At 46.4% G+C, this 25,374-nt stretch carries 23 protein-coding genes, 1 tRNA gene and 2 pseudogenes; 12 read left to right on the top strand and 14 right to left on the bottom strand.

The window, feature by feature from the left end; all coding sequences use genetic code 11:
* Nucleotides 1–92: 92 nt before the first annotated feature.
* Nucleotides 93–1,022 carry a lipoyl synthase gene (gene lipA / locus DP114_RS26005; protein WP_171977490.1) on the bottom strand — a complete coding sequence of 310 codons (930 nt, stop codon included), beginning with the start codon at nucleotides 1,020–1,022 and terminating at the stop codon, nucleotides 93–95.
* A 173-nt stretch (nucleotides 1,023–1,195) separates the two neighbouring features.
* On the opposite strand from lipA, the gene DP114_RS26010 reads away from it, so the two are divergent.
* The 5 genes and pseudogenes from DP114_RS26010 (at nucleotide 1,196) to DP114_RS26025 (ending at nucleotide 4,491) form a co-directional block, all read left to right on the top strand.
* Nucleotides 1,196–1,269 (top strand) — tRNA-Pro (locus tag DP114_RS26010).
* 219 nt (nucleotides 1,270–1,488) lie between these two features.
* Nucleotides 1,489–1,653: pseudogene (locus DP114_RS36420) on the top strand (N-6 DNA methylase); the annotation flags it as partial.
* Between the two features lie 47 nt (nucleotides 1,654–1,700).
* Nucleotides 1,701–1,940 (top strand): annotated as a pseudogene (locus tag DP114_RS35365) (FAD-binding protein); the annotation flags it as partial.
* Nucleotides 1,927–2,964 (top strand): RNA 3'-terminal phosphate cyclase, encoded by a 1,038-nt coding sequence (gene rtcA, locus DP114_RS26020; protein WP_171977491.1) that lies wholly within the window; start codon nucleotides 1,927–1,929, stop codon nucleotides 2,962–2,964. The pseudogene DP114_RS35365 and the gene rtcA, both read left to right, overlap by 14 nt.
* 456 nt (nucleotides 2,965–3,420) lie before the next feature.
* The gene (locus DP114_RS26025) at nucleotides 3,421–4,491 is read left to right on the top strand and encodes a toll/interleukin-1 receptor domain-containing protein (protein WP_169264521.1); all 1,071 of its coding nucleotides are present in this window, start codon (nucleotides 3,421–3,423) and stop codon (nucleotides 4,489–4,491) included.
* Nucleotides 4,492–4,610: 119 nt separating this feature from the next.
* Here the strand turns inward: DP114_RS26025 and DP114_RS26030 are convergent, their stop codons facing one another.
* From DP114_RS26030 to DP114_RS26080, 11 genes are all read right to left on the bottom strand, one after another.
* On the bottom strand, nucleotides 4,611–5,903 hold the full coding sequence (locus DP114_RS26030) for a dicarboxylate/amino acid:cation symporter (RefSeq protein WP_171977492.1): 1,293 nt from the start codon (nucleotides 5,901–5,903) through the stop codon (nucleotides 4,611–4,613).
* 167 nt (nucleotides 5,904–6,070) lie between these two features.
* Nucleotides 6,071–7,072, bottom strand: coding sequence for a substrate-binding domain-containing protein (locus tag DP114_RS26035; protein ID WP_171977493.1), 1,002 nt, complete (start codon nucleotides 7,070–7,072; stop codon nucleotides 6,071–6,073).
* Nucleotides 7,073–7,179: 107 nt separating this feature from the next.
* The gene (locus DP114_RS26040) at nucleotides 7,180–7,314 is read right to left on the bottom strand and encodes a zinc-binding dehydrogenase (RefSeq protein WP_169264518.1); all 135 of its coding nucleotides are present in this window, start codon (nucleotides 7,312–7,314) and stop codon (nucleotides 7,180–7,182) included.
* A gap of 201 nt (nucleotides 7,315–7,515) precedes the next feature.
* The gene (locus tag DP114_RS26045) at nucleotides 7,516–8,400 is read right to left on the bottom strand and encodes an NmrA family NAD(P)-binding protein (protein ID WP_169264517.1); all 885 of its coding nucleotides are present in this window, start codon (nucleotides 8,398–8,400) and stop codon (nucleotides 7,516–7,518) included.
* 168 nt (nucleotides 8,401–8,568) lie between these two features.
* Nucleotides 8,569–8,802: a Nif11-like leader peptide family natural product precursor gene (locus DP114_RS26050; protein ID WP_169264516.1), complete on the bottom strand. Its 234-nt coding sequence runs from the start codon at nucleotides 8,800–8,802 to the stop codon at nucleotides 8,569–8,571.
* A gap of 119 nt (nucleotides 8,803–8,921) precedes the next feature.
* Nucleotides 8,922–9,998, bottom strand: a complete 1,077-nt coding sequence (locus tag DP114_RS26055) for an alpha/beta hydrolase (RefSeq protein WP_216669940.1) — start codon at nucleotides 9,996–9,998, stop codon at nucleotides 8,922–8,924.
* A gap of 41 nt (nucleotides 9,999–10,039) precedes the next feature.
* Nucleotides 10,040–10,816 carry an SDR family NAD(P)-dependent oxidoreductase gene (locus DP114_RS26060; protein ID WP_169264515.1) on the bottom strand — a complete coding sequence of 259 codons (777 nt, stop codon included), beginning with the start codon at nucleotides 10,814–10,816 and terminating at the stop codon, nucleotides 10,040–10,042.
* 61 nt (nucleotides 10,817–10,877) lie between these two features.
* Entirely contained in the window at nucleotides 10,878–11,177 is a 300-nt protein-coding gene (locus tag DP114_RS26065) for a muconolactone Delta-isomerase family protein (RefSeq protein WP_169264514.1), read from the bottom strand.
* Nucleotides 11,178–11,383: 206 nt separating this feature from the next.
* On the bottom strand, nucleotides 11,384–11,809 hold the full coding sequence (locus DP114_RS26070) for an SgcJ/EcaC family oxidoreductase (protein WP_169264513.1): 426 nt from the start codon (nucleotides 11,807–11,809) through the stop codon (nucleotides 11,384–11,386).
* Between the two features lie 19 nt (nucleotides 11,810–11,828).
* On the bottom strand, nucleotides 11,829–12,452 hold the full coding sequence (locus DP114_RS26075) for an NAD(P)-dependent oxidoreductase (RefSeq protein ID WP_171977494.1): 624 nt from the start codon (nucleotides 12,450–12,452) through the stop codon (nucleotides 11,829–11,831).
* A 59-nt stretch (nucleotides 12,453–12,511) separates the two neighbouring features.
* Entirely contained in the window at nucleotides 12,512–12,811 is a 300-nt protein-coding gene (locus tag DP114_RS26080; RefSeq protein ID WP_169264511.1) for a muconolactone Delta-isomerase family protein, read from the bottom strand.
* A gap of 282 nt (nucleotides 12,812–13,093) precedes the next feature.
* Between DP114_RS26080 and DP114_RS26085 the strand changes: the two genes are divergently transcribed.
* Nucleotides 13,094–14,026 (top strand): LysR family transcriptional regulator, encoded by a 933-nt coding sequence (locus tag DP114_RS26085; protein WP_172195304.1) that lies wholly within the window; start codon nucleotides 13,094–13,096, stop codon nucleotides 14,024–14,026.
* 385 nt (nucleotides 14,027–14,411) lie between these two features.
* Here DP114_RS26085 and psbC read toward each other — a convergent pair whose 3' ends face one another.
* On the bottom strand, nucleotides 14,412–15,803 hold the full coding sequence (psbC, locus tag DP114_RS26090) for a photosystem II reaction center protein CP43 (RefSeq protein ID WP_169264509.1): 1,392 nt from the start codon (nucleotides 15,801–15,803) through the stop codon (nucleotides 14,412–14,414).
* Nucleotides 15,787–16,845: a photosystem II D2 protein (photosystem q(a) protein) gene (gene psbD / locus DP114_RS26095; RefSeq protein ID WP_169264508.1), complete on the bottom strand. Its 1,059-nt coding sequence runs from the start codon at nucleotides 16,843–16,845 to the stop codon at nucleotides 15,787–15,789. The genes psbC and psbD overlap by 17 nt, the downstream gene beginning before the upstream one ends.
* Nucleotides 16,846–17,493: 648 nt before the next feature.
* On the opposite strand from psbD, the gene DP114_RS26100 reads away from it, so the two are divergent.
* The 6 genes from DP114_RS26100 (at nucleotide 17,494) to DP114_RS26125 (ending at nucleotide 25,260) form a co-directional block, all read left to right on the top strand.
* Nucleotides 17,494–18,090, top strand: a complete 597-nt coding sequence (locus tag DP114_RS26100; RefSeq protein WP_171977496.1) for a photosystem I assembly protein Ycf4 — start codon at nucleotides 17,494–17,496, stop codon at nucleotides 18,088–18,090.
* Between the two features lie 35 nt (nucleotides 18,091–18,125).
* Nucleotides 18,126–18,944, top strand: coding sequence for a peptidylprolyl isomerase (locus DP114_RS26105; protein WP_171977497.1), 819 nt, complete (start codon nucleotides 18,126–18,128; stop codon nucleotides 18,942–18,944).
* 152 nt (nucleotides 18,945–19,096) lie between these two features.
* Nucleotides 19,097–20,434 carry a beta-ketoacyl-ACP synthase gene (locus DP114_RS26110; RefSeq protein ID WP_169264505.1) on the top strand — a complete coding sequence of 446 codons (1,338 nt, stop codon included), beginning with the start codon at nucleotides 19,097–19,099 and terminating at the stop codon, nucleotides 20,432–20,434.
* A gap of 598 nt (nucleotides 20,435–21,032) precedes the next feature.
* A complete protein-coding gene (locus DP114_RS26115; protein ID WP_169267936.1) occupies nucleotides 21,033–22,106 on the top strand; it encodes an ATP-grasp domain-containing protein in 1,074 nt (357 codons plus the stop codon).
* Between the two features lie 84 nt (nucleotides 22,107–22,190).
* On the top strand, nucleotides 22,191–23,564 hold the full coding sequence (locus DP114_RS26120) for a folate/biopterin family MFS transporter (protein ID WP_171977498.1): 1,374 nt from the start codon (nucleotides 22,191–22,193) through the stop codon (nucleotides 23,562–23,564).
* A gap of 202 nt (nucleotides 23,565–23,766) precedes the next feature.
* Nucleotides 23,767–25,260 (top strand): carotenoid oxygenase family protein, encoded by a 1,494-nt coding sequence (locus DP114_RS26125; protein ID WP_169267934.1) that lies wholly within the window; start codon nucleotides 23,767–23,769, stop codon nucleotides 25,258–25,260.
* Nucleotides 25,261–25,374 lie beyond the last annotated feature (114 nt).

A 25,374-nucleotide genomic window follows, 5' to 3' on the forward strand; every position in this document is an offset into this window, starting at 1 on the left:
CATTAGTCATTAGTCATTGGTCATTGGTCATTAGTCATTAGTCATTGGTCATTAGTCATTAAATAACTACGAATGACAAAGGACAAAGACTCCTAATTTATCACTTTTTGCCGGGGGTAACGTTCCATCAATCCCCTCACTTCCTCAGCATGATATGAACTTCTTGTCAAGGGTGAGGAAACAACTTGTAAAAATCCGAGTTCTTCACCGAAAGCTTTCCAAGCAGCAAATTGCTCTGGGGTGATAAAATCATCAACTTTCAAATGCTTTTGGCTGGGTTGGAGGTATTGCCCAATAGTTAAAATGTCGCAATCTACAGCTCGTAAATCCCGCATGACTTGGCGAACTTCCTCATTCGTTTCACCAAGTCCCACCATAATACCGGATTTGGTGTAAATCCAAGGAGCAATTTGACGGGAACGTTGCAATAATTCCATTGTCCGCTCATAGTTTCCTTGCGGACGTACTCGCCGATACAAACGAGGAACCGTTTCTGTGTTGTGGTTGAGAACCTCTGGTTGTCCTTGGACAATCAACTCCAGCGCTTCCCAATGACCACACAAATCGGGAATCAGTACCTCAATTGTTGTCTGGGGAGAGATAGTACGAACAGCTTCAACACATCTGATAAACTGCGAAGCCCCACCATCTGGCAAGTCATCTCGGTTCACAGAGGTGATGACCACATGATTGAGTTTCAGGCGGCGTACTGCTTCTGCCAGTCGTGCTGGTTCCGTGGGGTCTAGGGCTTTGGGTTTTTTTTCAAAGTCAATATCGCAGTAGGGACAGGCACGCGTGCAAGCTGGTCCCATAATTAGGAATGTGGCGGTTCCAGCTTTGAAGCACTCACCAATATTTGGACAGGACGCTTCCTCACAAACCGTATTGAGGGTTAAATCCCGCAAAATTTCTTTAACGTTACCAACACGCTCCCATTGAGGCGCTTTTACCCGCAACCAGTCTGGTTTAACAGTCACAATCCGTTTCCCAAATTGTACATTGTAAATCCTAGCAAGCTTCATCGACTGGTGGATGAATTTGCATACCACTTTCTCATTTATCAATATTTGTGATATTATATATATACTTTTGTGTTCATTAAATTTGCACACAGCTAAAGGCTAAAAGACTAGCTATAACTGGTCTTATTCATTTTTTGAACTTTGAATTTTGAATTTTGAATTTCTTCTTGTGTCGGGATGTAGCGCAGCTTGGTAGCGCACTTCGTTCGGGACGAAGGGGCCGCTGGTTCGAATCCAGTCATCCCGATTTGTTTTGTTGATTAACCAATTAAGTGTCGTCTTAACAAATTAATGTCGCCGACTTCTTTGTATGGAGCATGATTTTCAATACTGAGATGATCACTATTTCAAGTGTATGCTCGTTGGAATCATCCCGAACGAATGACATTGCCTGTGTGCGTCCAGAAGTGACGCAAACTGTAGCTTTGGAAGAGGCGATTAGAGAGCAGAAAAGCACAAACATGAACTATCCCATCTCTATGAAGCCAAAATCAAGAATATGGGTAACGTGGGGCGCAATGGGGGTGAGTGTTACACGCCGCGTCCGTTGATTAGGGCGGTGATTCAGGTGGTGAAGCCGAAGATTGGCGATCGCATTTATGATGGTGCTTGTGGTTGTGCAGGATTTTTGTGGCAGAATTTCCCGATTAAGACTGGGGAAACAGCGTTTTTGTATTTCCTGTGGGTTTGCAACTCGTCCGCTATACGAGTGAGGAACGTCTCAACGAGATTATTCATTACCACGAAGAATGAGGTGTGTTTATTGGCAATCTCCACACGTATATTATTGAAGATAGCGGTAGAAAGGTGATTGATCCTGAGCAGTTGAAGTTTAAGGAAATGGTTGACCCCTATAAGTTGATGAATCCTGGTAAAAGTAAGGTGCTGAAATTTAAAATCGCTAATGATTCACATTGACGGTTCTTACGGTGAAGGCGGCGGACAAATTCTCCGAACCTCACTGAGTCTAGCTGCTATTACTGGCAACTCAATAGGGATAGAGAACATCCGAGCTGGACGTTCAAAACCCGGACTCGCAGCACAACATCTGACATCAGTTCGTGCGGCTGCAGCAATTTGTAACGCTAGAGTGCAAGGTGATGCTTTGGGTTCGATGACGCTGGAGTTTGTTCCTGGTAGTTCCGTACAAGCGGGAAGTTATACCTTTGATGTGAGTGAAGCGCGCCAAGGTGGTTCTGCTGGTGCAGTCACTCTGGTGTTACAAACTATTCTTTTACCTTTGGTGTTAGCAACTGGTGATTCTCAGGTGACACTCAAGGGGGGAACTCATGTCAGTTATAGTCCTTCCGTAAATTACATTCAACAAGTTTACCTGCCAACATTGCAACGCATGGGTGTGCAAGTTGAAGTGAAACTGAACGCTTGGGGGTGGTATCCCCAAGGCGGGGGAGAAGTGGAACTACTTGTGAGTGGTGGTAGCAAACTTGGCGGGATCAACTTGGTGGAACGCGGCGACTTGCAACAGGTGCGGGGGTTAGCAGTTGTCACGGAACTACCTTCCCACATTCCCCAAAGAATCGCGAGTCGTGCTGAAAATGTATTGCGTGAAGCCCAATTGAAACCCGGTGTACAAGCTTTGCGAGCAAAAGGTGTCGCACCAGGGGCGGGTTTGTTTCTCACCGCTGAGTACGAAAATAGTTTAGCTGGATTTGGTGCGTTAGGGCGTCTCGGTTTGCCTGCAGAAAAAGTCGCAAATATGGCTTGCGAGGAACTGCTGAAGTTTCATCAAACAGGCGCACCTGTGGATGAACATTTGGCAGATCAATTATTATTGCCAGCAGCTTTGGCGTCAACTGGGAGTGAGTACCGAGTGGCTGAGGTGAGTCAGCATTTGACGACGAATGCTTGGGTGATTGAGAAATTTGGATTGGCGCGGGTGATGGTGGATGAGGTGGAGAAGATGGTGGTGGTGGAGTGTTAACTATAGCGGTTCTCATTTGTATGAAGTACATTTTTTAACCTCACCACGCCAGGTGCCTCAAGTCGGGGGACCCGGACGCCAGATACCTACGGAGGGAGACCCTCCTGCAGTACTGGCTCCCCACGGCACTGGCTCCCCAACCCCTCTCCTTAGTAAGGAGAGGGGAGCGTTTGCGCCAGCAAATGCGGGGTGAGGTGACGACTGTATTACACTGAAGTGAGAACCGCTATAATTATTAACAGGACTTACGCAACGCAAAGAATTTCCGTAGCGTGCGCTTGCGCATACGATGTCGCTCCCAATGACAGAATTACGTTGAAATGCGTAAGTTATATTTATGTATTTTTTTACTTACGTAAAAGTGCTGAAAATTTTAAGAGCAATCTGTGCGAAAGCTAAACCTTATTCTGTGAAGTATTAAAAGACTATGTTTGAAATAATTAAGTACTGAAGTCAATGTCGTCTACCAAAGCTATTAAAGTCTTTTATTGTTGCTCTGATTCTGACAAAGACGAAAAACTACGGAATGAACTAGAAAAGCACCTGATGATTTTGGAGTGGCAGGGCATAATCACGACATGGGACAAGCGCATGATTCGTGCAGGAGAAGAATGGGAGAATGAAATATACACACAGTTAATGACAGCCGATATAATTCTGCCGCTGATTAGTTCGGACTTTATAGCTTCGCATGATAACTGGAACATTTTGGCAAAGCTGGCTATGGAAAGGCATAAAGCTCGACAAGCCTGTGTTATCCCTATTCGACTCCGTCCAGTTGATAATTATTGGAAGGTTGCATTCCCTAACGTCAAAGCCTTACCTAACGATGACAGATCTGTTACTGATTGGAAGCCTTATGATAGAGCTTTTAAGAGTATTGCAGAAGATATTCGGAAGGTAGTTGAGCAACGAACTGGTTCTCGGTTTCCTATTCAAAACTCTCTTCAGGAAATTGGAGCAGGTGTAATACCTATTGCAAGGATTTTTTTAAACTTGACAAGTGCGACTGTAAATCTGGCAACTGCAACTTTTTCTTCCTTCCCTAGGAAAGCCAAGTATCGTAGGCGGAATAGGGCAAAACTGATACTGATTGCTAAGCCTATTATCTTTATAGCAATTGCAAGCGTTTTTCTTCCTCAACTACCTAATTTATTAGGAATTTTTTCATTAGAATCTAATTCAACTCTAAACTCAACACAACAAGTTACTCCAATTGGCTGGACAGAGATTGGTCTAGTTAATAATACCTCAAAGGGTTTAATTTTTGGAGATGACCTGCTTCAAACTGCAGATAATCAGATAATTGATAACCTTTTGGTTCCAGCACCAGGAGGAGTAGTTACTATTAAACGCAAGGTGGATTTAAGAGAAAAAAAATCCTCGTCATCATCACTGCTATATGAGCTTCAGCCGGGAGAAAAGTTAAAGATCATCAAACTAGACCTTTTAGAGGAGACTAGTCCGAATTCACCTCACAGGCAAGTTTGGGCACAAGTTGGTAGGTGTAATCAAACTTGTCATTAGTAAAGATTCCAAATCGCCACCCACGCCCAAATCACGCAAGGTGAAAATCATTATTTGTAATTAATGATTCATAATTCGTAATTCTTTTCAAATGCAATTACGAATTATGAATTATTAAATTACGCCTCATCAACAGAGCGCGGCTTTTTCCCATCCAGTAAGGCACTCACAGTCATATCTCCCATAACATTGATCACAGTACGACAGCGATCCAAAAACCAATCCACTGTGATCAACAAAGCAATATACTGTGTGGGCAAGCCAACGGAAGTAAACACCAGTGTCATCGTGACTAACCCAGCTTCTGGGATACCCGCTGCACCCACTGACGCAAAAATCGACGTCAGAATGACAACAAACTGCTGCCCAATATTCAGATGTAGCCCAAGTACTTGGGAGATAAACAACGCAGATGTTGCCTCATAAAGCGCTGTGCCATCATTGTTGAAATTTGAGCCAACTAACGCCCCCAAAGAAGCAGAGGATTCTCGTAAACCAATTTTGTGCTGCAAAGCCTCAAAGGTAATAGGCATTGTCGCCACAGAGGAGTCAGTTGAGAAAGCTGTTAAAAAGGCATCAGAACCGCCACGCAAAAAGTTTATTGGGTTCACCCAAGAACCAAATTTCACTCTCGTCAGGTAGTAGCAAGCTTGCAACGTCAACCCCACCAGTACCGCTATCACAAACGCGCCCAGAGATTTAAACGGTTCAAAACCTTTTTCAGCAACAGTTTTACCTACAATTCCAAAAACTGCTAATGGCACCAAGGCAATCACCCAGTGGAGGATGCGGATGATAGACTCAAACAAAATGCCAACTATATCCTCTATCGCCTGGTATCCTCTCTTACCTTGGGCAAGTTGTTCTGATTTTATTGCCCGCAAAACGATCGCAAACGAAAGAGCAATAACAATAAGCTGGATAACATTATTATTAACCAAAGGCTGAAGGACTGCTTCTGGTACAGCATCTTTCAACAGTCCCCAGGGATCAAAATTTTTCGTGGCTGTTTGTCCACTTCCCGAAGCAGTCAAACTTCCCCATGTACCAGGACGCAGGACATTTGCCACAAAAAGCCCAATCACAATCGCGACTGTCGTGTTAGTAAACAGCAGCACCGCTAAACGCCGTCCCGCTGTGCCGGGAATATTAGTTGTCAAGAAGGTATGCAATACTGCCATCAAAATCAACGGCGTCGCAAGGGCGCGGAGAGCCTTTAATATCAATTCAGCCGGAATTGCTAAAGTTTCTATGAAGGTTTTATTTGCTGGGCTGGGGTTTCCTGCACCCAATGCAACACCCAACACAACTGCCAGAATAAGCGCGATGACAATTTGTAAAGTCAGGGGAATACGTTTCCACCAGGGGCGAGATTTAGCTTCAAGGTTATCGATGCTGTCTGTTTCGTTCATGCAGGGCGCTCAGTTAGCAATGCAATGATTAAAACATCACTTTGGATATTAAAGATTCCGGATAAGATGATCATTCAGGCAACGAAAGACCATTAATTTCTGACGAGTGATAGGCAAATCTTACCCCCATCCCTTCTTTTTGGCAATGATAGCTTGGGGCGGACTTGCTATGCGGTGAGCAGCTCCGACACGAAGATATCCTCGATCTTGAAGAGGCGATTGGTGATGCCCTGCTCGAAGTGGTAGCGAAGCACAGCATCAATAGCTTTCCGGTTCGCCTCGATCCCGTATGGCCACCAGTCTTCACCGATCACAGCACGATCGTCTGTGATCAGTTTGCTGAACCACGGGAACATCGTGCCCATGTTGTTGAAGATCATGCCGTGCTTGTACTCTTCCTCCGCAGCCTTCTTGGCTTGCCAGAAGCCCCTATACACTGACTGTGCCAATCCGGGATGCTGCGCGAGAATGTCCTTGCGGATGACCACGGTGTGCATGATCGGGAAAATGCCCGTGCGCTTGTAATACTCGCGCTCCACCGTTGGGTAGTCAGGAAAGAGGCGCGTCACTTTGGGTGAGTTCTCAAGGATGCACTTCGGCACATCCGCTGAAATCAGCGCATCGAGTTCGCCAGTTTCAAGCATGGCACCCAACTCTTTGCCCTTTGGAATGTCCGTCACCTCGACATTTACCGGATGCGTATGCGGAACGAAGTCAATCGGCTTCAACGGCCAGTCGAGTCCGCCGATAACCCAGCGGCACGTCTCGGGTTTGAACCCGTGCTCATCCGACAGCATCCCCTTCGGCATGATGCCTGCATCGTGGCTGTAGAGAGCGAGTTCGCCGATGGTTTTACCGTTAAGGTCTTCAGGCCTCTCGATACCGCTCGCCTTGTTGATGTAAATCGCGGAATGCCGAAACGCTCGATTGGGAAAGACGGGAATCGCAACGAATGGCGACTCTGGGCCCTCAAATGTGCGCAGGAAGTACGTCATGCCCAATTCGGAGACATCGAATTTCCGTTCCCCAATCATGCCTTGGAAAATTTCTGTCACGATCGGGGCGCTGTGATACGTGGCATCGACACCCTCGATTTTCACCGTGCCATCTGCCAGAGCACGGGTGCGGTCATAGTTCCAAAATGCAATGTCAAGCTTTAGATCTGCCATACAGTTCTCCTCTGGTCTGTTCGTTGTGTTGCAGTGACTTCGCTTCAAAGAGAACGACTGCACCACGATTGAAAGCAAATGACCGATTTTTTACGAATCAATAACCCCTAAGCGCCAAAAGGTGTAGCTTTGTAGTCGATCGCTTGATCTACGCCCAGAGATTTAACAAATTCTATATTCGCAGCTGAGGTCGTTCCAATCACGTGTGCCCCTTTCCATTTGGCAAACTGCACCGCGAACATGCACACTCCGCCCGATGCCGCATGAATCAGAATCGTTCGTAGTACATGAAACCGAGGTTTTGAACAAATTCAAACGCGAATGAATCATCTTTGAATACAACCTTCATATGCCCTCCTTACGTGTGCGATAGCCCGGTCAGGCCATGGTTGGGTTGATGACACTCCTTGGAAGTGCCATAACCCCCTCGACTCCACCCATTTTCATGAAGCAACGGTGGCGACTCCGTCGATTAGGTCGCAGACAAACTGTTTTATGGTGCGTGGCTCCCGACCTAATATACTTCGCAGGACAAATGAATTTCCCGGAGATCCATACTTTCCGTAGTACGCGTACATTTCGCTTTCAGGTTCTATGTCGTCGGGCTTTGGTTTGGTCAACTCAACCCATTCCTCAAATGTTACAGTGTCAGCCTTGATCTGACGCCCAAGACAATCGCTCATTATCGATGCCACATCTTGTCGGTTGTAATATCCTTCCGCACAAAGTTCAAATGTCCCGTTTGTAAGACGGTCCTCGGTCAAGGCGATTGCGACGACATCCGCTACGTCTCGATAGTCAACCCGCGCGAGCTTTGCAGTAGGGGAGAACGGCTCGGCAAAAATGCCAGATTGTATAATACTAGGCCATGATAGGCTGATGTCTTGATAGAACATAGCTAGTTGCAAAATTACAAATTCTAGACCGGACTCAATAATTGCAGCCTCAACAGGACCTTTTGCGGAGTGTATCTGCAATGAGGTAATTGTTGGGTGCAGAATTGACGAAAAAACGATGCGGTGCACGCCAGCCTCTTTGCATAATTTTACAAAATTTACTCCGATGTCAGCTTCATTTCGACTAAACTGGGGTGCAATGTAGAAAACCGCTTCCGTTCCACGCAACGCGGTCTGCACGCTTTGGCTGTCTTGGAGATCTCCTAATGCGATTTCGGAAGCTCCATTGCGAAGTGCCACCTCTCCTTGGTCTGTTGTCCGGACAAAACCGCGAACACGGATACCTCGTTTATGCAGTGCAGGAACGGTAAGCCCAGCAAAATGGCCTGCAGCTCCCACCACAAGGGCGATCTTGTCTGTATTAAAATTCATTGTCTTGCCTCATAAAAGCGAACAGTGGTACCACGGCATTTTACAAGCAGTGTTTGAGCGACGACTTGCCCTATAGCTCAGACACCTTCTAATGGGTCTAGCTGCAAAGCGATCGCTTTGGTTGTCACTTTCGGGTTGAGAAATATCAATAGTCCCCTAAATCACAAATCAGTGCGGCTCAATATGTAGTCGAGGGGCTATTCCTGGATTGACCAATTCTGCCACCTCTTCTTTTGATAATTTGCTCAACTCAGCCTGCAATTCTTCAGCCGTGAAGAGATAGCCTTGTGCTTCTGCAAGGTTGACGCAGGTTTGTATATCGCCTGCAGCTTGACACTGTGTCTTTAACGCTTGATTTTGTCTAATAGCTGCAAAAAATTGGTTGATCGGTGCTTGAGCCATGTTAATTTATCTCCTTGTGAATTGATGCAGTAGCTTTATGGCATGTTGTTCGCTTCGTTGTTTTTCATGATTGGTTTGTATAAGTGTTTGCTTAGCAAGTTTCTGCTCAACGGAACGTATTACGGATTAGTCTTGCTCTTTAGGAAGGTAGCTATCATGCCCAAAGCCGCCTCCGCTGCGTTCAGTGTTCCGACGTTCCCCGGAAAGACGTGCGTCATTCCCTCCCACACGTGAGCCGTCACATCGACCTCCTCGGCATGGGCACGCTTGGCATAGCGGCGCGTGTCATCGAGAAGCACCTCACTCGTTCCGACGTGAATTTGAATCGAAGGCAGGTCAGTGAAACTGCCGTAAAGCGGCGAGACCAGAGGATCGTTTGGCTCGTGCCCGTTCAGGTAGCTCGCGCTAGCCATTGACAGCACCTCTCTCGTCAACAGTGGATCGTCGTCTGCGTGATCCTGTAAACTCAGTCCTGTCAAAGCCAGGTCTGTCCAGGGCGACATCACAACGGCAGCGGAAGGAGCGACGCTACCGCGTGCAAGAGCATCGGATTGTGCGATCGCCAGCAGGACGAGAGCCAAACCACCACCCGCTGAGTCACCGACGATCGCGATCTTCTGGGTGCCCTGTTCGACGAGTCCGCGATAAGCCGCCTTCGCATCGTCCAAGGCGGCTGGGAAGGGGTGTTCTGGCGCGAGTCTGTAGTCCGCGACGAACGTGGATACGCTCGTGCGCACAGCGACCTGACCGGCGAGATGCCGATAGGCGTGTGCCGAACCTTGCACATAGGCTCCTCCGTGAAGATAGAGGATGGCGACGCCCGGACGTGGGTTCTGCGGGTGGCACCAAACGCCTGGCACACCCCCGACTGTACCCTGCTCGTAGCTGACACCCGACGCGTCCGGGGTTTTCTCCTGGATCTCGTCGAAGGCACCGCGAGCATCCGATCCGCTCAACTTGCCTTTGGAGGAAGCAGCCTCCGTCCGCATCACAGCGACGGTCTCGCCATCCTTTTCGGTGAGCGGATGGCGGATCTCGACTGCATCAGCATTGTTGTGTTTAAGCTTCTTACTGTCGGACTGCATCGTTTCTCTCCATTGCTTGGCAACAATTGCTTCATGGCGTTGCTGATTTGGTAATGATCTAGCTATCTCAAAGGCAGATTCCTTCGTGGAAAAAGCATTACTTTTCAGCAACAACTTGCTTCATAAGTATCCATAACGACCAGATTGTCAGTTCAAAGCATTTGCACACCACCACTGACAGGCAAATAAGCCCCGGTGATAAAGTTTGCTTGCTCAGAGGCTAATAACAGGATTGCGCTGGCAATATCTTCCGGCAGTCCGTTGCGTCGGAGGGGAACCTGTTGGGCAGAAGCGTCTTTCTGCTCCTGCGGTAGCCATTGCGTGGCATCCGTTAGGGTCAAGCCAGGAGAGACGATATTAGCCCGAATACCATAGGGACCGAGTTCTAACGCCAAGCTTTTGACAAACGCATCGAGTCCAGATTTTGCTGTGCTGTGGGCAGACAGCCCTTCACTGGGGGTTCGAGATGCGCCACTGCTAACGACAACAATGCAACCGCGTTTTTGTTCAATCATTGATGGAACAACTGCTTTGCAAGGAAAAAAAGTACCTTTGAGTTCACCGAGCAATTTGGCTTCAAAATCTTCCCAGGGAGTATCGATAAACGAGGATGCAAAAAAGGCAGCATTGGCGTTAGCTACGAGGGTATCAATCGAACCAAATGCCTCTACAACCTGTTGCACCATTGCTTCAACCTGCTGGTGATCTCTGACATCCGCTTTGACTGGCAGTGCTTTGCCCCCGCTTGATGTAATTTCATCCACGACTTCCTGAGCGGCTACTTCGTTGGTGTAGTAGTTAACTCCAACAGCAGCCCCGTGACGACCGAGCAGCTTAGCGGTTGCAGCACCAATCCCACGACTGGCACCTGTAACGAGAACGACGCGATCGCGCATTAGTTGGTTGGTTTGAGGTTGTGTTGTAGCCATCAGGTTTTAACTCTTCTATGTGACACTTAGTGAGTTTTCAGTCAGATAAATGTAACCTTGATCAGGACTTCTTCGCAAATGCTGGATACGGCGCGAGCGGTAAGATCTGGTAGTCAGCGTAATCAACCTTAATCAGTGGAAAACTATCGATCATCTTTTGCAGATGCTCCGGTGACTCCGCTTCAAAGAGAACGGCTGCGCCGCGGTTTTTCGTGTCCAGCGCCCACACTTGACGGAGACCTCCCTCCGCGTAAAGGACTTGCGCTTGCGCCTGCTCTTCGAGTTCCCGTTTCTGGAAGTCAGAGGGCATTCCATCAGTCTCGAATTTCTGTTTGGGCGTGAAGATAACAAGATATTGCATAGGACACTTCTGTTTAGCTTAGTTGGTTGTGAAAACCGGACAAAAAAAGAGGCATACCGCAAATTTTATTAGCGGGATAGTTTCAGACATCAACTCATGCGAAAATACAGTCCTAGGATGCTTTGTGGGCTCAGCGCGTTAGTTTTCGTTCCGCTACTACCACATCCCCTAAGAGCAGTTGCTTAAAGCAAACTTTTTGTTACGCTTCAGTCAGAAAGTGGCACAGTCCCTGTGTTGTGGAAAGCGGTAATCTGCCAGGTGTTCTCCTTGCGGGTTGTTACGGCTGTCCAGACACCTATATTTTCTATTCGATGTACTTCATCAGGACTCTTCTGTCCAGTAGTTTCCCAAGTGGTATGTGCGACTGCCACATCCGGGGTCAGGAATTTAATTTGGGTGTCAGTAATAGTCATCTGGTTATCGCTTAAGAACGACGCCAGCGCCTGCGCGTGTCCTTGTTTCGCCTCGGTTCGCCCTTTATACCAACGACCTAGGACGTCCACGAAATCGATATCCTCGGCAAACAACGTCGCCAAGTGCTCCGCATCTTTAGCGTTCCACGCCTCGGCAAACGTTGTCATCACTGCTTTGATTGCCGCTTCATCCTTTGCACTGGTTTCTGTTGTAGACATAATGATTCTCCTAACTAACTTAGCTATTTGCGATCGTCACGGCTTGATGGAGGTATTCGTTACTGGAAAGCTGGGCAAGCATGAAGTCAGCCAGATCGGCACGGGTAATCTTATGCGCCTTCTCGCCCGTTTCGGGATCGAAGACTCGAACGTTCCCCTTGGCGGGGTCGTCGGTGAGGATGGCTGGGCGAAGAATCACCCAGTCCAGACCGCTCGATTCGACAGCAGACTCCATTGCCGCTTTGTCCTTGTCCGCACCGCGCAAAAAGGTGGAAACAAGTAAGCGCTCATAAAAGGTGGTATTCGCCTCACTATCCCCTTCGCCAATCATGGAAGTTACCACCAGACGGCGTACATCGTTTCGCTGCATGGCAGTGATGATTGTGTTGGCGGCACTCGATTCGAGCGTGGTTTCCTTGTAAGGTGTTTTGCCGCCGATCGTGTCAAGCACCGCGTCTTGACCGAGAACTGCTGCGTCCATTGTGGCACTGTCGGTAGCATCCCCTTCGATGACGCGAACATCCGAGACTTCGTATTCGTCAGCTTTGTGAACGAAGGCCGTGACCTGGTGTCCAGCGGACACAGCCTGTTCGACTACAGCTCTACCGGTCTTGCCGGCGGCTCCTATGACGAGGACTTTCATAGTTCAATGCTCCTATGTAATGCTGAGTGGGTTTTCCGGTCAGAGAAATGCGACCTTGATCAGGACTTCTCTGCGAATGCTGGATCTGGCGCGAGCGGGAAGACCTGGGTGTTAGAGTAGTCAGCTTTGATCAGTGGAAAGCTGGCGATGATCTCTTGCAGATGCTCTGGTGACTCCGCTTCAAAGAGAACGGCTGCACCGTGGTCTCTCTCGCCCAGCACCCACGATTGACGCAGAAGTCCTTCCATGTAGAGATCTTTCGCTCGCGCCTCTTCCCCGCGTAACAATTGCGGGAAGTCAGAGGGCATTTCAGCGCTTCCAATTTTTTGTTTCGGTGTGAAGATCACAAGATATTGCATATGAGACCTCTATTTAGCTTACTTAAAGACTCTGATCCAATCGGAAGTCAAAAGGGTAACACGAACGGTGTTTTTCAAACGGGCTTTCATTTCGGTGGCAACTGAGTGTGCGCTGGGATGCTCAAAACAATGTGAACCCACCGTAGTATTTTTCGTTCAAGGCTTGATTTCACAAAGTACGATTGCTTCAATTTAAAGTTTCCTCTGTATTTAACATCTCCCAGTATGATTAATCAACTTATACAGATAAAGGTAGTTTTTATGAATTGATTGTTTGTAATATTGAACAATGGCAGAGTGCAGATACTCTCATCGGAGTTAGTGCAGGTTATGGACGATTTAAATGCTGTTTTAGTATTTCTCAAAGTCGCGGAACTGGGAGGATTTGTCGCAGCCGCGCGATCGCTAGACTTGCCTAAATCTACCGTCAGTCTGAAAGTCAATAAGCTAGAGCAACGGCTAGGAGTCCGATTATTTCATCGCACGACGCGGCGGGTTTCTTTAACTGAAGAAGGACGACTGTATTACAAAAACTGTTTACCTATTCTCGATGCGTTACATGATGGTGATGATGCGATCGCGAGCCTCCAGGGGCATCCGCAAGGCACTGTGCGAGTGACAGCCACCATGTTGTTTGTGCAGTCTGTTCTCGCACCCAATTTGCCGGAGTTTCTGCTGATCTACCCTGATATTCGAGTGATTCTCAATGCCACGACTGAATACAAGGATATTGTGAAGGAAGGGTATGATCTAGCGATTCGGATTGGGGAATTGGACGATTCAACCCTGATCATGCGACGGATTAGCACAGGTCGTCAGAAACTCTTTGCCAGCGCAACCTATCTCAAAACCGCTGGGGAACCAAGAGCAATTGCTGATTTGACCAGTCATACGCTGCTTTGTATGGCTCATCATCAGAACGAAGTGAGCTGGACATTGGATAATAAACAGCACGAAACAGTAACGCTCTCCTTTCATCCACGACTACTCAGCAATGACGTTGCCCCCATTTATCAAGCAATCGTTGCTGGAGTAGGGATTGGGCTGCTACCGGAATTTCTGTTTCAGCAGCAGTTACACGGTGGGGATATAGTAAACGTCTTACCCCAGTGGTCATCAGCTCCGGTCCCGATTAACGGACTTTACCCCAGTCGAAAATATCTCCCAATGAAAGTCAAAGTCTTTCTAGAGTTTCTTGAGCAAAAGATGCGCTAAAACTTACATATCGAGAGCGGGTGACGCTGCACAAAGCAGCGCTGGGAGAGAAGGTTCCCCCGATTTGTAACGTGGACGTCCCTGATTCTGTCGAATCTTGTGGGCGGGAGCTTACGATTTAGAAGGTTCCCCCGATTTGTAACGTGGACGTCCCTGATTCTGTCGAATCTTGTGGGCGGGAGCTTACGATTTAGCTAGAGTTGGATTGGGATTGCTCAAGCATCATCAAGCTGGTTGATTCTGGCAGCTAGAGTTAGTAAATATACTGACCAATTCATTGAAGAATTGATAGTCAACACAGAAGGGAAAACCAAATTAAGAAAAAGCTCCTGCTTTGATACAGGAGCTTTTCAAGTAAGTGATTGTCAGTGATAAAACAAATCTGTTAGTCGAGTTCGTTCATGAACAATACTGGCTCAGTTTCGCGGTTAATTCCCTTCTCAAAACCACCAGCTGCTGCACGAGCACGACCAGCGTGCCACCAGTGACCGATGAGGAAGAAGAAAGCTAACACGAAGTGAGAAGTCGCCAACCAAGCACGGGGATTCACGTAGTTGAAGGAGTTAGGCTCCGTGATCACGCCACCCACAGAGTTGATTGAACCGTTGGGAGCATGGGTCATGTACTCAGACGCACGACGAATTTGCCAAGGCTGAACGTCGTTCTTTACTTTATCCAAGTCAAGACCATTGGGACCGCGCAGCGGCTCCAGCCAAGGACCACGGAAATCCCAGAAGCGCATGGTTTCACCACCAAAGATGATTTCACCACTGGGGGAGCGCATGAGGTATTTACCTAGACCAGTTGGACCTTGAGCAGAAGCGACGTTAGCTCCCAGTTTTTGGTCACGCACTAAGAAGATGAAAGACTGAGCTTGAGATGCTTCAGCGTTTGTTGGTCCGTAAAATTCACTGGGGTAAACAGTGTTGTTGAACCAGACGAAGCAAGAAGCAATGAAAGCCATCAGAGATACAGCAGCTATGCTGTAGGAGAGGTAAGCCTCACCTGACCAGATTAAAGCGCGGCGTGCCCAACCAAAAGGCTTGGTAAGGATGTGGAAAATACCGCCAGAAATACAGATCAGAGCAACCCAAATGTGACCGCCAATAACATCTTCCATGTTATCGACGCCGACGAGCCAGCCTTCTCCGCCGAATGGAGAAGTCACCAAATACCCGAAGATGACCGCCGGGTTCAGTGTTGGGTTGCTGATGACGCGAACATCACCACCGCCAGGTGCCCAAGTATCGTAGACACCACCAAAGAACATTGCCTTCAGCACCAACAGTAAGGCACCGCATCCCAAAATGATGAGGTGGAAACCGATGATGGTGGTCATTTTGTTCTTATCTTTCCAGTCGTAACCAAAGAATGAGGAATACTCTTCTAAGGTTTCTGGACCACGGATGGCGTGATAAATACCGCCGAAACCGAGTACAGCTGAGGAGATAAGGTGGAGTACACCGATCACAAAGTAGGGATAGGTGTTAATAATTTCACCACCAGGACCTACACCCCATCCCAAGGTAGCAAGGTGAGGTATCAGGATGCTGCCTTGCTCATATATGGGTTTTTCGGGAATGAAGTGAGCGACTTCAAACAAAGTCATCGCTCCGGCCCAAAATACAATCAAGCCAGCATGAGCAACGTGAGCACCCAGTAGTTTACCGGATAGGTTAATCAGACGGGCATTACCAGCCCACCAAGCAAACCCGGTGGAATCTTGGTCACGACCACCACCGAAAGCGATTGATCTATTATTAGAGAGCGTTACCACGTGGTAGTACCTCTTCAGGGAATACAAATTTTTCGTGAGGTTGATCAGCAGGAGCCATCCAAGCGCGGATACCCTCGTTGAGCAAAATGTTCTTGGTATAGAAAGTTTCAAACTCTGGGTCTTCTGCCGCGCGCAATTCTTGCGACACGAAGTCATAAGCCCGCAGGTTGAGTGCTAAACCTACAATTCCTACTGCGCTCATCCACAAGCCTGTGACGGGCACAAACAGCATGAAGAAGTGCAACCAACGCTTGTTGGAGAAAGCAATTCCAAATATCTGTGACCAGAATCTGTTTGCTGTCACCATCGAGTAAGTTTCTTCAGATTGCGTAGGAGTGAACGCGGGGAAGGTGTTTGATCCTTCACCGTCTTCAAACAAGGTGTTTTCTACTGTTGCACCGTGGATCGCACATAGCAGCGCTCCACCTAGTACTCCAGCTACTCCCATCATGTGGAAGGGGTTTAGTGTCCAGTTATGGAATCCTTGCAAGAACAGCAGGAAGCGGAAGATTGCTGCCACACCGAAGCTGGGTGCAAAGAACCAACTTGATTGTCCCAAGGGGTACATCAAAAACACACTCACGAACACTGCGATTGGAGCAGAGAATGCGATCGCATTGTAAGGACGAATTCCCACCAACCGAGCGATCTCAAATTGCCGCAGCATGAAACCAATCAGCGCAAATGCTCCGTGCAGTGCTACGAATGGCCACAGCCCTCCCAGTTGGAACCAACGGGTCAGGTCGCCTTGTGCTTCTGGTCCCCACAGCAGTAGTAACGAGTGTCCCATTGCGTCTGCTGGGGTCGATACTGCTACTGTCAGGAAGTTACATCCTTCTAAGTAAGATGATGCTATCCCGTGGGTGTACCAAGAGGTGACAAAAGTTGTACCGGTTAGCCAGCCGCCGAGTGCTAGGAAAGCGCAGGGGAACAGTAGTATTCCTGACCAACCTACGAATACGAAACGGTCTCGCTTTAACCAGTCGTCGAGAACGTCAAACCACCCTCGTTTTGACGGGGCGCGTCCTACTGCGATGGTCATCGGACTAAAATCCTCTTTTTACTAAAATTGCAACTTTTTTTGAGCAATTAACTTTTTTGTGACACTGACAGCAGCCATAGAGCTACTGACATTATGAGAGTATGTGGTATTAAGTCAGCATTTCTCACTTTTATATGTGTCACAAGAGTTTCCACCAGTTGGTTGTCCAGCTTGCGCAAACTTAATGATTCTTAATTTATCATATCAGCCCGCCTTTGTGCCTGATTTGCATGAAGAAATCTGGTATAAAGCACGAACCTACTTATTAATATCAATATCAGAAATTTTACAATCTGACACAACTTTTCTCAGAAAAGTTACAAATTTAAAGTTCTCAGCAATGAGTAGTCAGACCCTCGTGCCGGCTAGAAGCGCTTTATGGCGCTCTGCCAGCATAGGTCTTCCCCGGAGGATCTCAGGGGGATAGGCAACAATCTAGTTAAGAGTCTAATAAACAGGAATTAGGGTGGAAATGTAAGGCTAAAGCCTACATTGGAACATCCTTTAAGAATCCCCGTGCATTTGTGCGCGGGAGTACGTCAAAGGCATAGGACATACCCGAAGGTGAGTAATCCGCTAAACTTGCAATACACCTGCTCTAATGGCAGACTTTGTAATGAGAAGATCTCACGCACCAAGGTAGTTCTAATGACGGCATCAACAACCACCACACGAGGTGAATCGCCTAACGGCGATAAATCTACTTCAAATGTCCTACATCAGAAGGTTCTCGGTTCTCGTCGGTTCAGTAACTACTGGTGGGCAACTGTCGTTTCCTTAGGAGCCACGGGCTTCCTGCTCGCTGGTATTTCCAGCTATCTCAAAATTAATTTACTTATAGTTTCCGACCCGACTCAGTTGGCATTCGTTCCACAAGGGTTGGTTATGGGATTGTATGGTGCTGCTGGCTCACTCCTAGCCTTATACTTATGGCTGACGGTTTTATGGAACGTGGGAGGCGGATACAACGAGTTTAACCGAGAAAATCGCACCATTACAATTTTCCGCTTGGGATATCCAGGAAAAAACCGTCGTATTCAAATTGACTGCAGTACAGAAGATGTGCAATCTGTGCGAATTCAGGTCAAAGAAGGTCTTAACCCTCGTCGCGAACTTTACCTGCGCGTTAAAGGTCGGCGAGACATTCCTTTAACACGGGTAGGTCAACCTTTGTCTTTGCAACAGTTGGAAATTCAAGGTGCTCAGTTGGCTCGCTTTTTGAGTGTGCCCTTAGAAGGACTTTAGAGGCTAAGATACAGTGGTTGTGTCTGTAACTGGCAATGCGGTTAAAAATTCCCCAATTTTTAGTGGTTCTCATTATTGTCGGTACGTTGATATTGGGGAGCTGTTCCACACAGCAAAGTGTTTCTAATTCCTCCCCAACATCCGCAGCTACTGCAGCAAGCAACAACTCAAGCGCTGAGACAACCACTAATACGGCAACCACAGAGGCAATTTCTGTATCTGAAAATACAAACGAGAGTATTCCTGGAATGAAAGATTTACCACGACTCGAAGGAAAAGCAACGGTGGTTATGACCGTCAAAGGTTCACCTATTACCATTGAAGTAGACGGAACTGATGCCCCAATCACCGCAGGTAACTTTGTTGATTTAGTCCAGAGGGGCGTGTACGATGGCTTAGTTTTCCATAGAGTTGTACGCCAACCCCAACCCTTTGTGGTTCAAGGAGGCGATCCTCAAAGTAAAGATCCAAAAGTACCAGCAAGTCGGTTGGGAACAGGAAGTTTTACTGACCCAAAAACTGGAAAAATTCGCTACATACCCCTAGAAATTAAGCCCAAAGGCTCTGATCAGCCAATTTACAGCAAAACACTCAAAACGGCTGGTATAGATAAGCCGCCAGTATTACAGCACAAGCAAGGTGCAGTCGCGATGGCGCGATCGCAAATGCCAGATTCTGCTTCCTCACAGTTTTACTTCGCTTTGGCTGATTTAGGTTTCCTAGATGGTGACTATGCTGTTTTTGGCAATGTGACCAATGGTATGGATGTTGTTAACAAGATTCAGCAGGGCGATCGCATTGACTCTGCCAAAGTCACCAAAGGTGCAGAGAATCTGAAAAACGCTGGACAGTAGAAAGTAGAAATAAGGGAGTGAGGGAATAAAGGAGTGAGGAAAGAAACTCTGTTGTTAGGAGAAATAAGAACTAATAAACATTAGCTCTTGTTCTTCCTTTCTCCTTAACCCCCTACTCCTCTGCCTTTTTCCCTTCTCTGGGACTTCCAAAAATGGTCGCAGTTGTTGTCACTGGTATTGGTTTAGTCTCCGCTTTAGGCAAGAATTTAGAGGACAATTGGCAAAAGCTAATCGCAGGTGAATCTGGAATAAGATCGCATCAACCATTTCCAGAATTGGAACCGCGTCCCTTAGCAATGATTTTCGAACAACCAGCACAGATAAAAGTCCTGACTCAGTTGGTTGTAACATCTGCTTTGAAAGATGCAGGACTATGCTCACCTTTGCCAGATTGTGGAGTTGTGATTGGTTCGAGTCGCAGCTATCAGGGATTATGGGAGCAGATGGCGCGACAAATGCTCAAAAGCCGGGGAGCAGGTGAGACAGCACTGCGGGAGGGTTTCCAACGCTCTTATCCTCTGTCGGGAGACCCTCATCAAGTACTGGCTCCTCCGCAGGCGACTGCGTTAGCGCAGCGTGACCGGAGGTCATCCCCGAAGGGGAGAAAAACAGAGCAAGAGCTAATCTCGATTAGTTCTTCTTCCCCCCAGCACCCCGCTCCCTGCTCCCCCTCTTTTTTAGAGGCTTGGTTGGATACTTTGCCTCATATGAATGCTATTGCAGCAGCACGGCAAATCGGTGCTTGCGGAGTTGTTTTGGCACCAATGGCGGCTTGTGCTACTGGAATTTGGGCGATCGCACAAGCCGCTGATCTGATCCAAACTGGGCAATGTCAGCGAGTGATTGCTGGTGCAGTTGATTCCCCGATTACACCCCTTACTATAGCTGGGTTTGAGCAAATGGGAGCCTTGGCGAAAACAGGAGCTTATCCTTTCGATGTTCGTCGGGAAGGCTTAGTTTTGGCGGAAGGAGGTGCAGTCTTTGTTTTAGAATCAGCAGAATTAGCACAGCAGCGTCAAGCAAAAGTGTATGGACAAATTCTTGGTTTTGGCTTGACAGCAGACGCATATCATGCAAACGTACCAGAACCAGAAGCTAGGAGTGCGATCGCTGCAGTCAAACAATGTCTAAATCGCAGTTACCTGAGTGCAAATGATATTGATTATATTCATGCTCATGGTACAGCTACGCAATTAAATGACTCTTTAGAAAGCTTGTTGATACAAAAATTATTTTCTCAAGGCGTGGCAGTCAGTTCTACAAAAGGAGCTACAGGTCATACATTAGGAGCATCTGGAGCTTTGGGGATCGCTTTTTCACTAATGGCGTTGAAGCAACAGATATTACCACCATGTGTTGGTTTGAAATACCCGGAATTTGATTTTAATTTGGTGAGGGAGTCGCGTAAAAGTAAAATTCAGCGCGTATTATGTTTTAGCTTTGGGTTTGGAGGACAGAATGCAGTCATAGCTTTGAGTAAGTATCCTTAAAACTCAAAATTCGCCTAGTCGTTACACAGAAAAACTTTCTTTATCATACATTTTTCTTATTTATACGTTTATTTATTGTTAACTTATATTTTATATAGTATCTGTCAAAAGATAGATTCTATATAATTTTCTCTAGTGAGAGTATAATTTTAGAATTTGTTAAGCTAAAACGTATTTAAACTGCACAATCACTTGTTGATTGTTGTTGAACGCCAGTCGCCTCAAGTCGCAAAGCTCGCCGGACGGAATCTTCCGCCCGGCAACGCCAGACGCCTCAACGGGGGGAACCCCCGCACGGCGCTGGCTCGACTTTGCGGGAAACCCCTTCGGGTTCGCCAGATGCCTGACGCCACATTCTTCAACGGGGGGAACCCCCGCACAGAAGTGGCTCCGGAGGGAAACCCTCCCGCAGCACTGGTCTCACCGCCCACGGCGCTGGCTCCTGATAACGGTTAAGTGTCAACTGTCAACTGTCAACAGATCTCAAACGATAATGTGCAATCTTTAAGCACGACAGCTTATTTTCTCATCGTTTTCAGTTAACTTAACAAAAGAAATTAATAAAGTGACTAGCCATAAAATTTTCAACCATGACATTATGGTCTGCACCGATCAGCGTTTGATCGGTAATCATCTTTATTCTGGTAGGGTGCTAGGCTTGACTGAACCAGAGGATATTATTCAGTTGTGTCCCGATTTAAAGTCACAATGGAATATTATTACCGAACATTACAGACGAATAGGCTTAAGCCATAGCACAAATATCATTTGGGATGTTTCATACAAAATATTGGAAGACTATCCTCAATATAACGTTTCCCTTTTTTTCTTCGGCAATGCTACAAGTAAAGTCGGTTGTGATGAAGATAGGTTTCGCCAGATAGATTCCGACTGGTTGAACACAGTGAAATTTATAAACTCCAAGAATAACTTTATACAACTTGCACAAGAACTTGGAGTCAGCGTTCCTCTAACGTTTTGTTTTGAAAACAAAGCTGCTATCAAAGATTTCTCTAAATTTCCCTACCCGTGTTATTTGAAAACTGCTATTTCCGTGAATGGTGTTGGAATTAGCCGATGTGAAAATCAACAACAGCTTGACGAAGTTATCAAAACGTTTCCGGATGAAATACCTTTGCAAATTCAAGAAGAAGTTGCAACTTTATCCTTTTTAAATGTGCAATACTCTGTGGAAGGGTCAAAACTTCAACGTCTTGCCATCACTTCTCAAATTCTTGATGGTTACGCCCATATCGGCAATCGTTATCCTAGTAAGCATCAACCTTGGGAAACCGTTGAACCAATAGCTGAGTGGATAACGCAACGTGGTATAAAAGAAATCTTTGCTTTTGATGTTGCAGTCGTGGAAGATGCAACAAACGAAACGCGTTATCTGGCAATCGAGTGCAATCCACGCTTCAATGGCGCATCATATCCCACAGGTATTGCCAAAAAGCTCAATATCCCTAGTTGGAGTTGCGAAATGTTTAAAACGCAATATCGCTCACTTGAAAAGCTTGATTTGAGTGATATTGAGTTCAACGAGAAAACCAAGACAGGTGTTGTGATCATCAACTGGGGTACTGTTCTGGTTGGAAAAATCCTTATCTTAATTGCTGGAAATATCCAACAGCAGCATGAACTCACAGCCAAATTAAAAGAGCGATTATGAGTGGGTGATACACTCCCGACGCTCCCATCACGAAAAAATCGATATGATATGTAAAAGTAGATAAATCTTAAAGATTGTTTATCAATGCTGGTTTCCTCCTCTGCCTTGTCCAAGGTCAAAAACTCAGTCAGGGAAAAAGTTTTTTTAGGTTATGAACCTACTCCTGAGTTACTGGGAATTCTTACCGTTTACTTTGTTCAAGGCATTTTAGGGCTGGCGCGTCTTGCTGTCAGCTTTTTCTTGAAAGATGAACTCTTGCTCACTCCGGTTCAAGTTGCAGCTTTATTTGGCGTAGTTAGTCTACCTTGGATACTCAAGCCACTGTTTGGTTTTCTCTCCGATGGCTTGCCTATATTCGGTTACCGACGGCGTCCATACCTAATTCTGTCTGGGATATTAGGAGCGATTTCTTGGATAAGTCTGGCAACAATAGTTCACACAGCCATAGGCGCTGCGATCGCGATCGCACTTAGTTCTCTGTCTGTTGCTGTCAGTGATGTGATTGTTGACTCATTGGTTGTCCAAAGGGTAAGAGGTGAATCACAAGCACAAGCAGGTTCTCTCCAATCCTTGTGTTGGGTTGCTTCAGCCTTAGGAGGGTTGATAACAGCTTACCTCAGCGGTATACTCCTAGAGTATTTCACCACCCGGACTATCTTTTGGATTACTGCTTCATTCCCGCTTCTGGTGTCTGTTGCGGCTTGGTTGATTGCTGAATCCCCTGTGAGTAAAGACGCAAGCATTGATGATGATTCAGATTTCGTGTCAGTTAGGCATCAACTGCAAGAACTACGCGCAGCCGTTAGTCAAAAAGCAATTTGGTTACCAGCAGCATTTATCTTTCTTTGGCAGGCTACACCAACTAGTGAATCAGCTTTTTTCTTCTTCGCAACCAACGAACTGCACTTTGAACCAGAATTTTTGGGACGTGTACACTTGGTGACAAGCATTGCTTTGCTTGTTGGTGTTTGGATTTTTCAACGTTTTCTTAAAACCGTTCCCTTTCGCATCATTTTTGCTTGGACTATTGCCCTCTCAGCAGTATTAGGAATGACCATGCTGGTGTTAGTGACTCATACTAACCGTGCTTTGGGTATAGATGACCACTGGTTTAGTCTTGGTGATAGCATAATTTTAACTGTGATGGGGCGAATAGCTTATATGCCATTTTTGGTATTAGCGGCGAGGCTTTGTCCGCCTGGAGTGGAAGCGACTTTATTTGCCCTGTTAATGTCGGTGAGCAACTTGGGAGGACTAATTTCACACCAATTCGGGGCAGTGTTGATGTATTGGCTGGGAATTACCGAAACTAATTTTAATAGTTTGTGGGTGTTGGTCATCATTTCTAACCTCACCAGACTGCTACCATTGCTATTCATCAACTGGCTTCCTGCTGCTGACTCTCAAACTGAGACACCAACAACACCAACTTCACAGCCAGCTTTGACACCACCATAACAACCAGCTTTAACAAAGAGTGTTTTTATCTGAATTCATATCTGAGTTGATAGTACAACAACCAGAGTCTGAACAACCAATTGAATAGCAACAGAGTGGTTAGTCGTTGGTAAAATCTACTAAAAAAGAACAGCTAACCGCTCTTGTGTTCCTAATCAAAAATCCAAGATTTCCAATTCAAAATTTCAAGTCCAGAATTGACATGCAAAGTTTTCAACTTTACGATCAAGCTTCTACAGTTCCAGCAAAACCCTACAATCGTGGAGATTGGCAAAGAGGATATGAATCCCTAGAGCAAGAATTTGATTATTGGATTGATGATGTAGAAGGACAAATTCCGCAGGAACTGCATGGTACGCTGTTTAGAAATGGTCCTGGTTTGTTAAATATCAAAGGGCAACGGATTCATCACCCTTTTGATGGAGATGGGATGATTAGTCGTATCACCTTCTCCAATGGTCGTGCTCACTTCCGCAACCGCTTTGTCCGTACTCAAGAGTATTTGGAAGAACAAAAAGCTGGCAAAATCCTGTATCGAGGTGTTTTTGGAACCCAAAAACCCGGTGGTTGGCTGGCTAATGCTTTAGATTTCAAACTCAAAAATATTGCCAATACTAATGTGATTTATTGGGGCGGTAAACTGCTGGCACTGTGGGAAGCCGCTGAGCCTTATCGTCTTGATCCCTACACTTTAGAAACTTTGGGCAAAGAATACTTTAACGGTGTGTTGTCAGAAGGTGAAGCATTTTCTGCCCATCCCCGCGTTGACTTTAGTAGTGCTCAAGATAATGGTGCGCCAAGCCTTGTCAACTTTTCTATCAAACCGGGATTATCCAGCACGATTACAATTTTTGAGCTAAACACTGAGGGTAAGGTTGTACGACAGCACGCCCATAGCGTTCCAGGATTCGCCTTTATCCACGATTTTGCCATTACCCCCAATTACTGTATATTCTTTCAAAATCCTGTCAGCTTTAATCCCATACCTTTTGTATTGGGAATGCGTGGTGCAGGGGAATGTATTAAGTTTCAGCCAGAACAACCCACTCGCATTATCATCATTTCGCGTAACCCGAAACAAAAGGGAGTTAAAATTATAGAAACGCGAACCGGCTTTGTCTTCCACCATGTCAATGCAATTGAGCGGGAAGATGAAATTGTTATTGACTCACTTTGCTACGAATCTCTCCCAGAAGTACAACCGCAAAGTGATTTTCGACAAGTAGATTTCGATGCTCTCAAGCCAGCACAATTATGGCGTTTTCATCTTAATCCCAAGGATCAAACAGTGCAGCAAGAGTTGTTGATCAATCGGTGTTGTGAATTTCCCACCTTACATCAACAAAACGTTGGTCGCCCATATCGTTATTTATATATGGGTGCAGCTCATGCAGAGACTGGTAATGCTCCATTGCAAGCATTTCTGAAAGTGGATTTGGAGTCAGGAAAACAACAACTTTGGAGTGCTGCACCGGGTGGATTTGCTAGTGAACCTATTTTTGTTCCACGTCCAAACTCTCAAAGCGAAGATGATGGTTGGGTGCTGGCTTTGGTTTATGATTCCGAGTACCATCGCTCAGATGTGGTGATTTTAGATGCCAAAGATTTCCACAAAGGGCCTATCGCTAGATTGCATCTCAAGCACCATATTCCTTATGGGTTGCATGGAAGTTTTACTTGTGAGTGCTTTGTCTAATTTCGCTTGTTAACTGTAAAGCATGTAAGCGTATAGTTTGAGAATGCTCTTGGTATCTATTTGGTATAACTGAATCCAAGCTTTGCAAATCATTGAGATTGGGGGGAAAACCCC

Source organism: Brasilonema sennae CENA114, from assembly GCF_006968745.1.
Taxonomy (GTDB): domain Bacteria; phylum Cyanobacteriota; class Cyanobacteriia; order Cyanobacteriales; family Nostocaceae; genus Brasilonema; species Brasilonema sennae.

Coding starts and splice junctions, on each gene's coding strand:
- lipA (WP_171977490.1), bottom strand. CDS start 1,022: ATGAAGCTTGCTAGGATTTACAATGTACAATTTGGGAAACGGATTGTG.
- rtcA (WP_171977491.1), top strand. CDS start 1,927: ATGATTCACATTGACGGTTCTTACGGTGAAGGCGGCGGACAAATTCTC.
- DP114_RS26025 (WP_169264521.1), top strand. CDS start 3,421: ATGTCGTCTACCAAAGCTATTAAAGTCTTTTATTGTTGCTCTGATTCT.
- DP114_RS26030 (WP_171977492.1), bottom strand. CDS start 5,903: ATGAACGAAACAGACAGCATCGATAACCTTGAAGCTAAATCTCGCCCC.
- DP114_RS26035 (WP_171977493.1), bottom strand. CDS start 7,072: ATGGCAGATCTAAAGCTTGACATTGCATTTTGGAACTATGACCGCACC.
- DP114_RS26040 (WP_169264518.1), bottom strand. CDS start 7,314: ATGTTCGCGGTGCAGTTTGCCAAATGGAAAGGGGCACACGTGATTGGA.
- DP114_RS26045 (WP_169264517.1), bottom strand. CDS start 8,400: ATGAATTTTAATACAGACAAGATCGCCCTTGTGGTGGGAGCTGCAGGC.
- DP114_RS26050 (WP_169264516.1), bottom strand. CDS start 8,802: ATGGCTCAAGCACCGATCAACCAATTTTTTGCAGCTATTAGACAAAAT.
- DP114_RS26060 (WP_169264515.1), bottom strand. CDS start 10,816: ATGGCTACAACACAACCTCAAACCAACCAACTAATGCGCGATCGCGTC.
- DP114_RS26065 (WP_169264514.1), bottom strand. CDS start 11,177: ATGCAATATCTTGTTATCTTCACGCCCAAACAGAAATTCGAGACTGAT.
- DP114_RS26070 (WP_169264513.1), bottom strand. CDS start 11,809: ATGTCTACAACAGAAACCAGTGCAAAGGATGAAGCGGCAATCAAAGCA.
- DP114_RS26075 (WP_171977494.1), bottom strand. CDS start 12,452: ATGAAAGTCCTCGTCATAGGAGCCGCCGGCAAGACCGGTAGAGCTGTA.
- DP114_RS26080 (WP_169264511.1), bottom strand. CDS start 12,811: ATGCAATATCTTGTGATCTTCACACCGAAACAAAAAATTGGAAGCGCT.
- psbD (WP_169264508.1), bottom strand. CDS start 16,845: ATGACCATCGCAGTAGGACGCGCCCCGTCAAAACGAGGGTGGTTTGAC.
- DP114_RS26100 (WP_171977496.1), top strand. CDS start 17,494: ATGACGGCATCAACAACCACCACACGAGGTGAATCGCCTAACGGCGAT.
- DP114_RS26105 (WP_171977497.1), top strand. CDS start 18,126: ATGCGGTTAAAAATTCCCCAATTTTTAGTGGTTCTCATTATTGTCGGT.
- DP114_RS26110 (WP_169264505.1), top strand. CDS start 19,097: ATGGTCGCAGTTGTTGTCACTGGTATTGGTTTAGTCTCCGCTTTAGGC.
- DP114_RS26115 (WP_169267936.1), top strand. CDS start 21,033: ATGGTCTGCACCGATCAGCGTTTGATCGGTAATCATCTTTATTCTGGT.
- DP114_RS26120 (WP_171977498.1), top strand. CDS start 22,191: ATGCTGGTTTCCTCCTCTGCCTTGTCCAAGGTCAAAAACTCAGTCAGG.
- DP114_RS26125 (WP_169267934.1), top strand. CDS start 23,767: ATGCAAAGTTTTCAACTTTACGATCAAGCTTCTACAGTTCCAGCAAAA.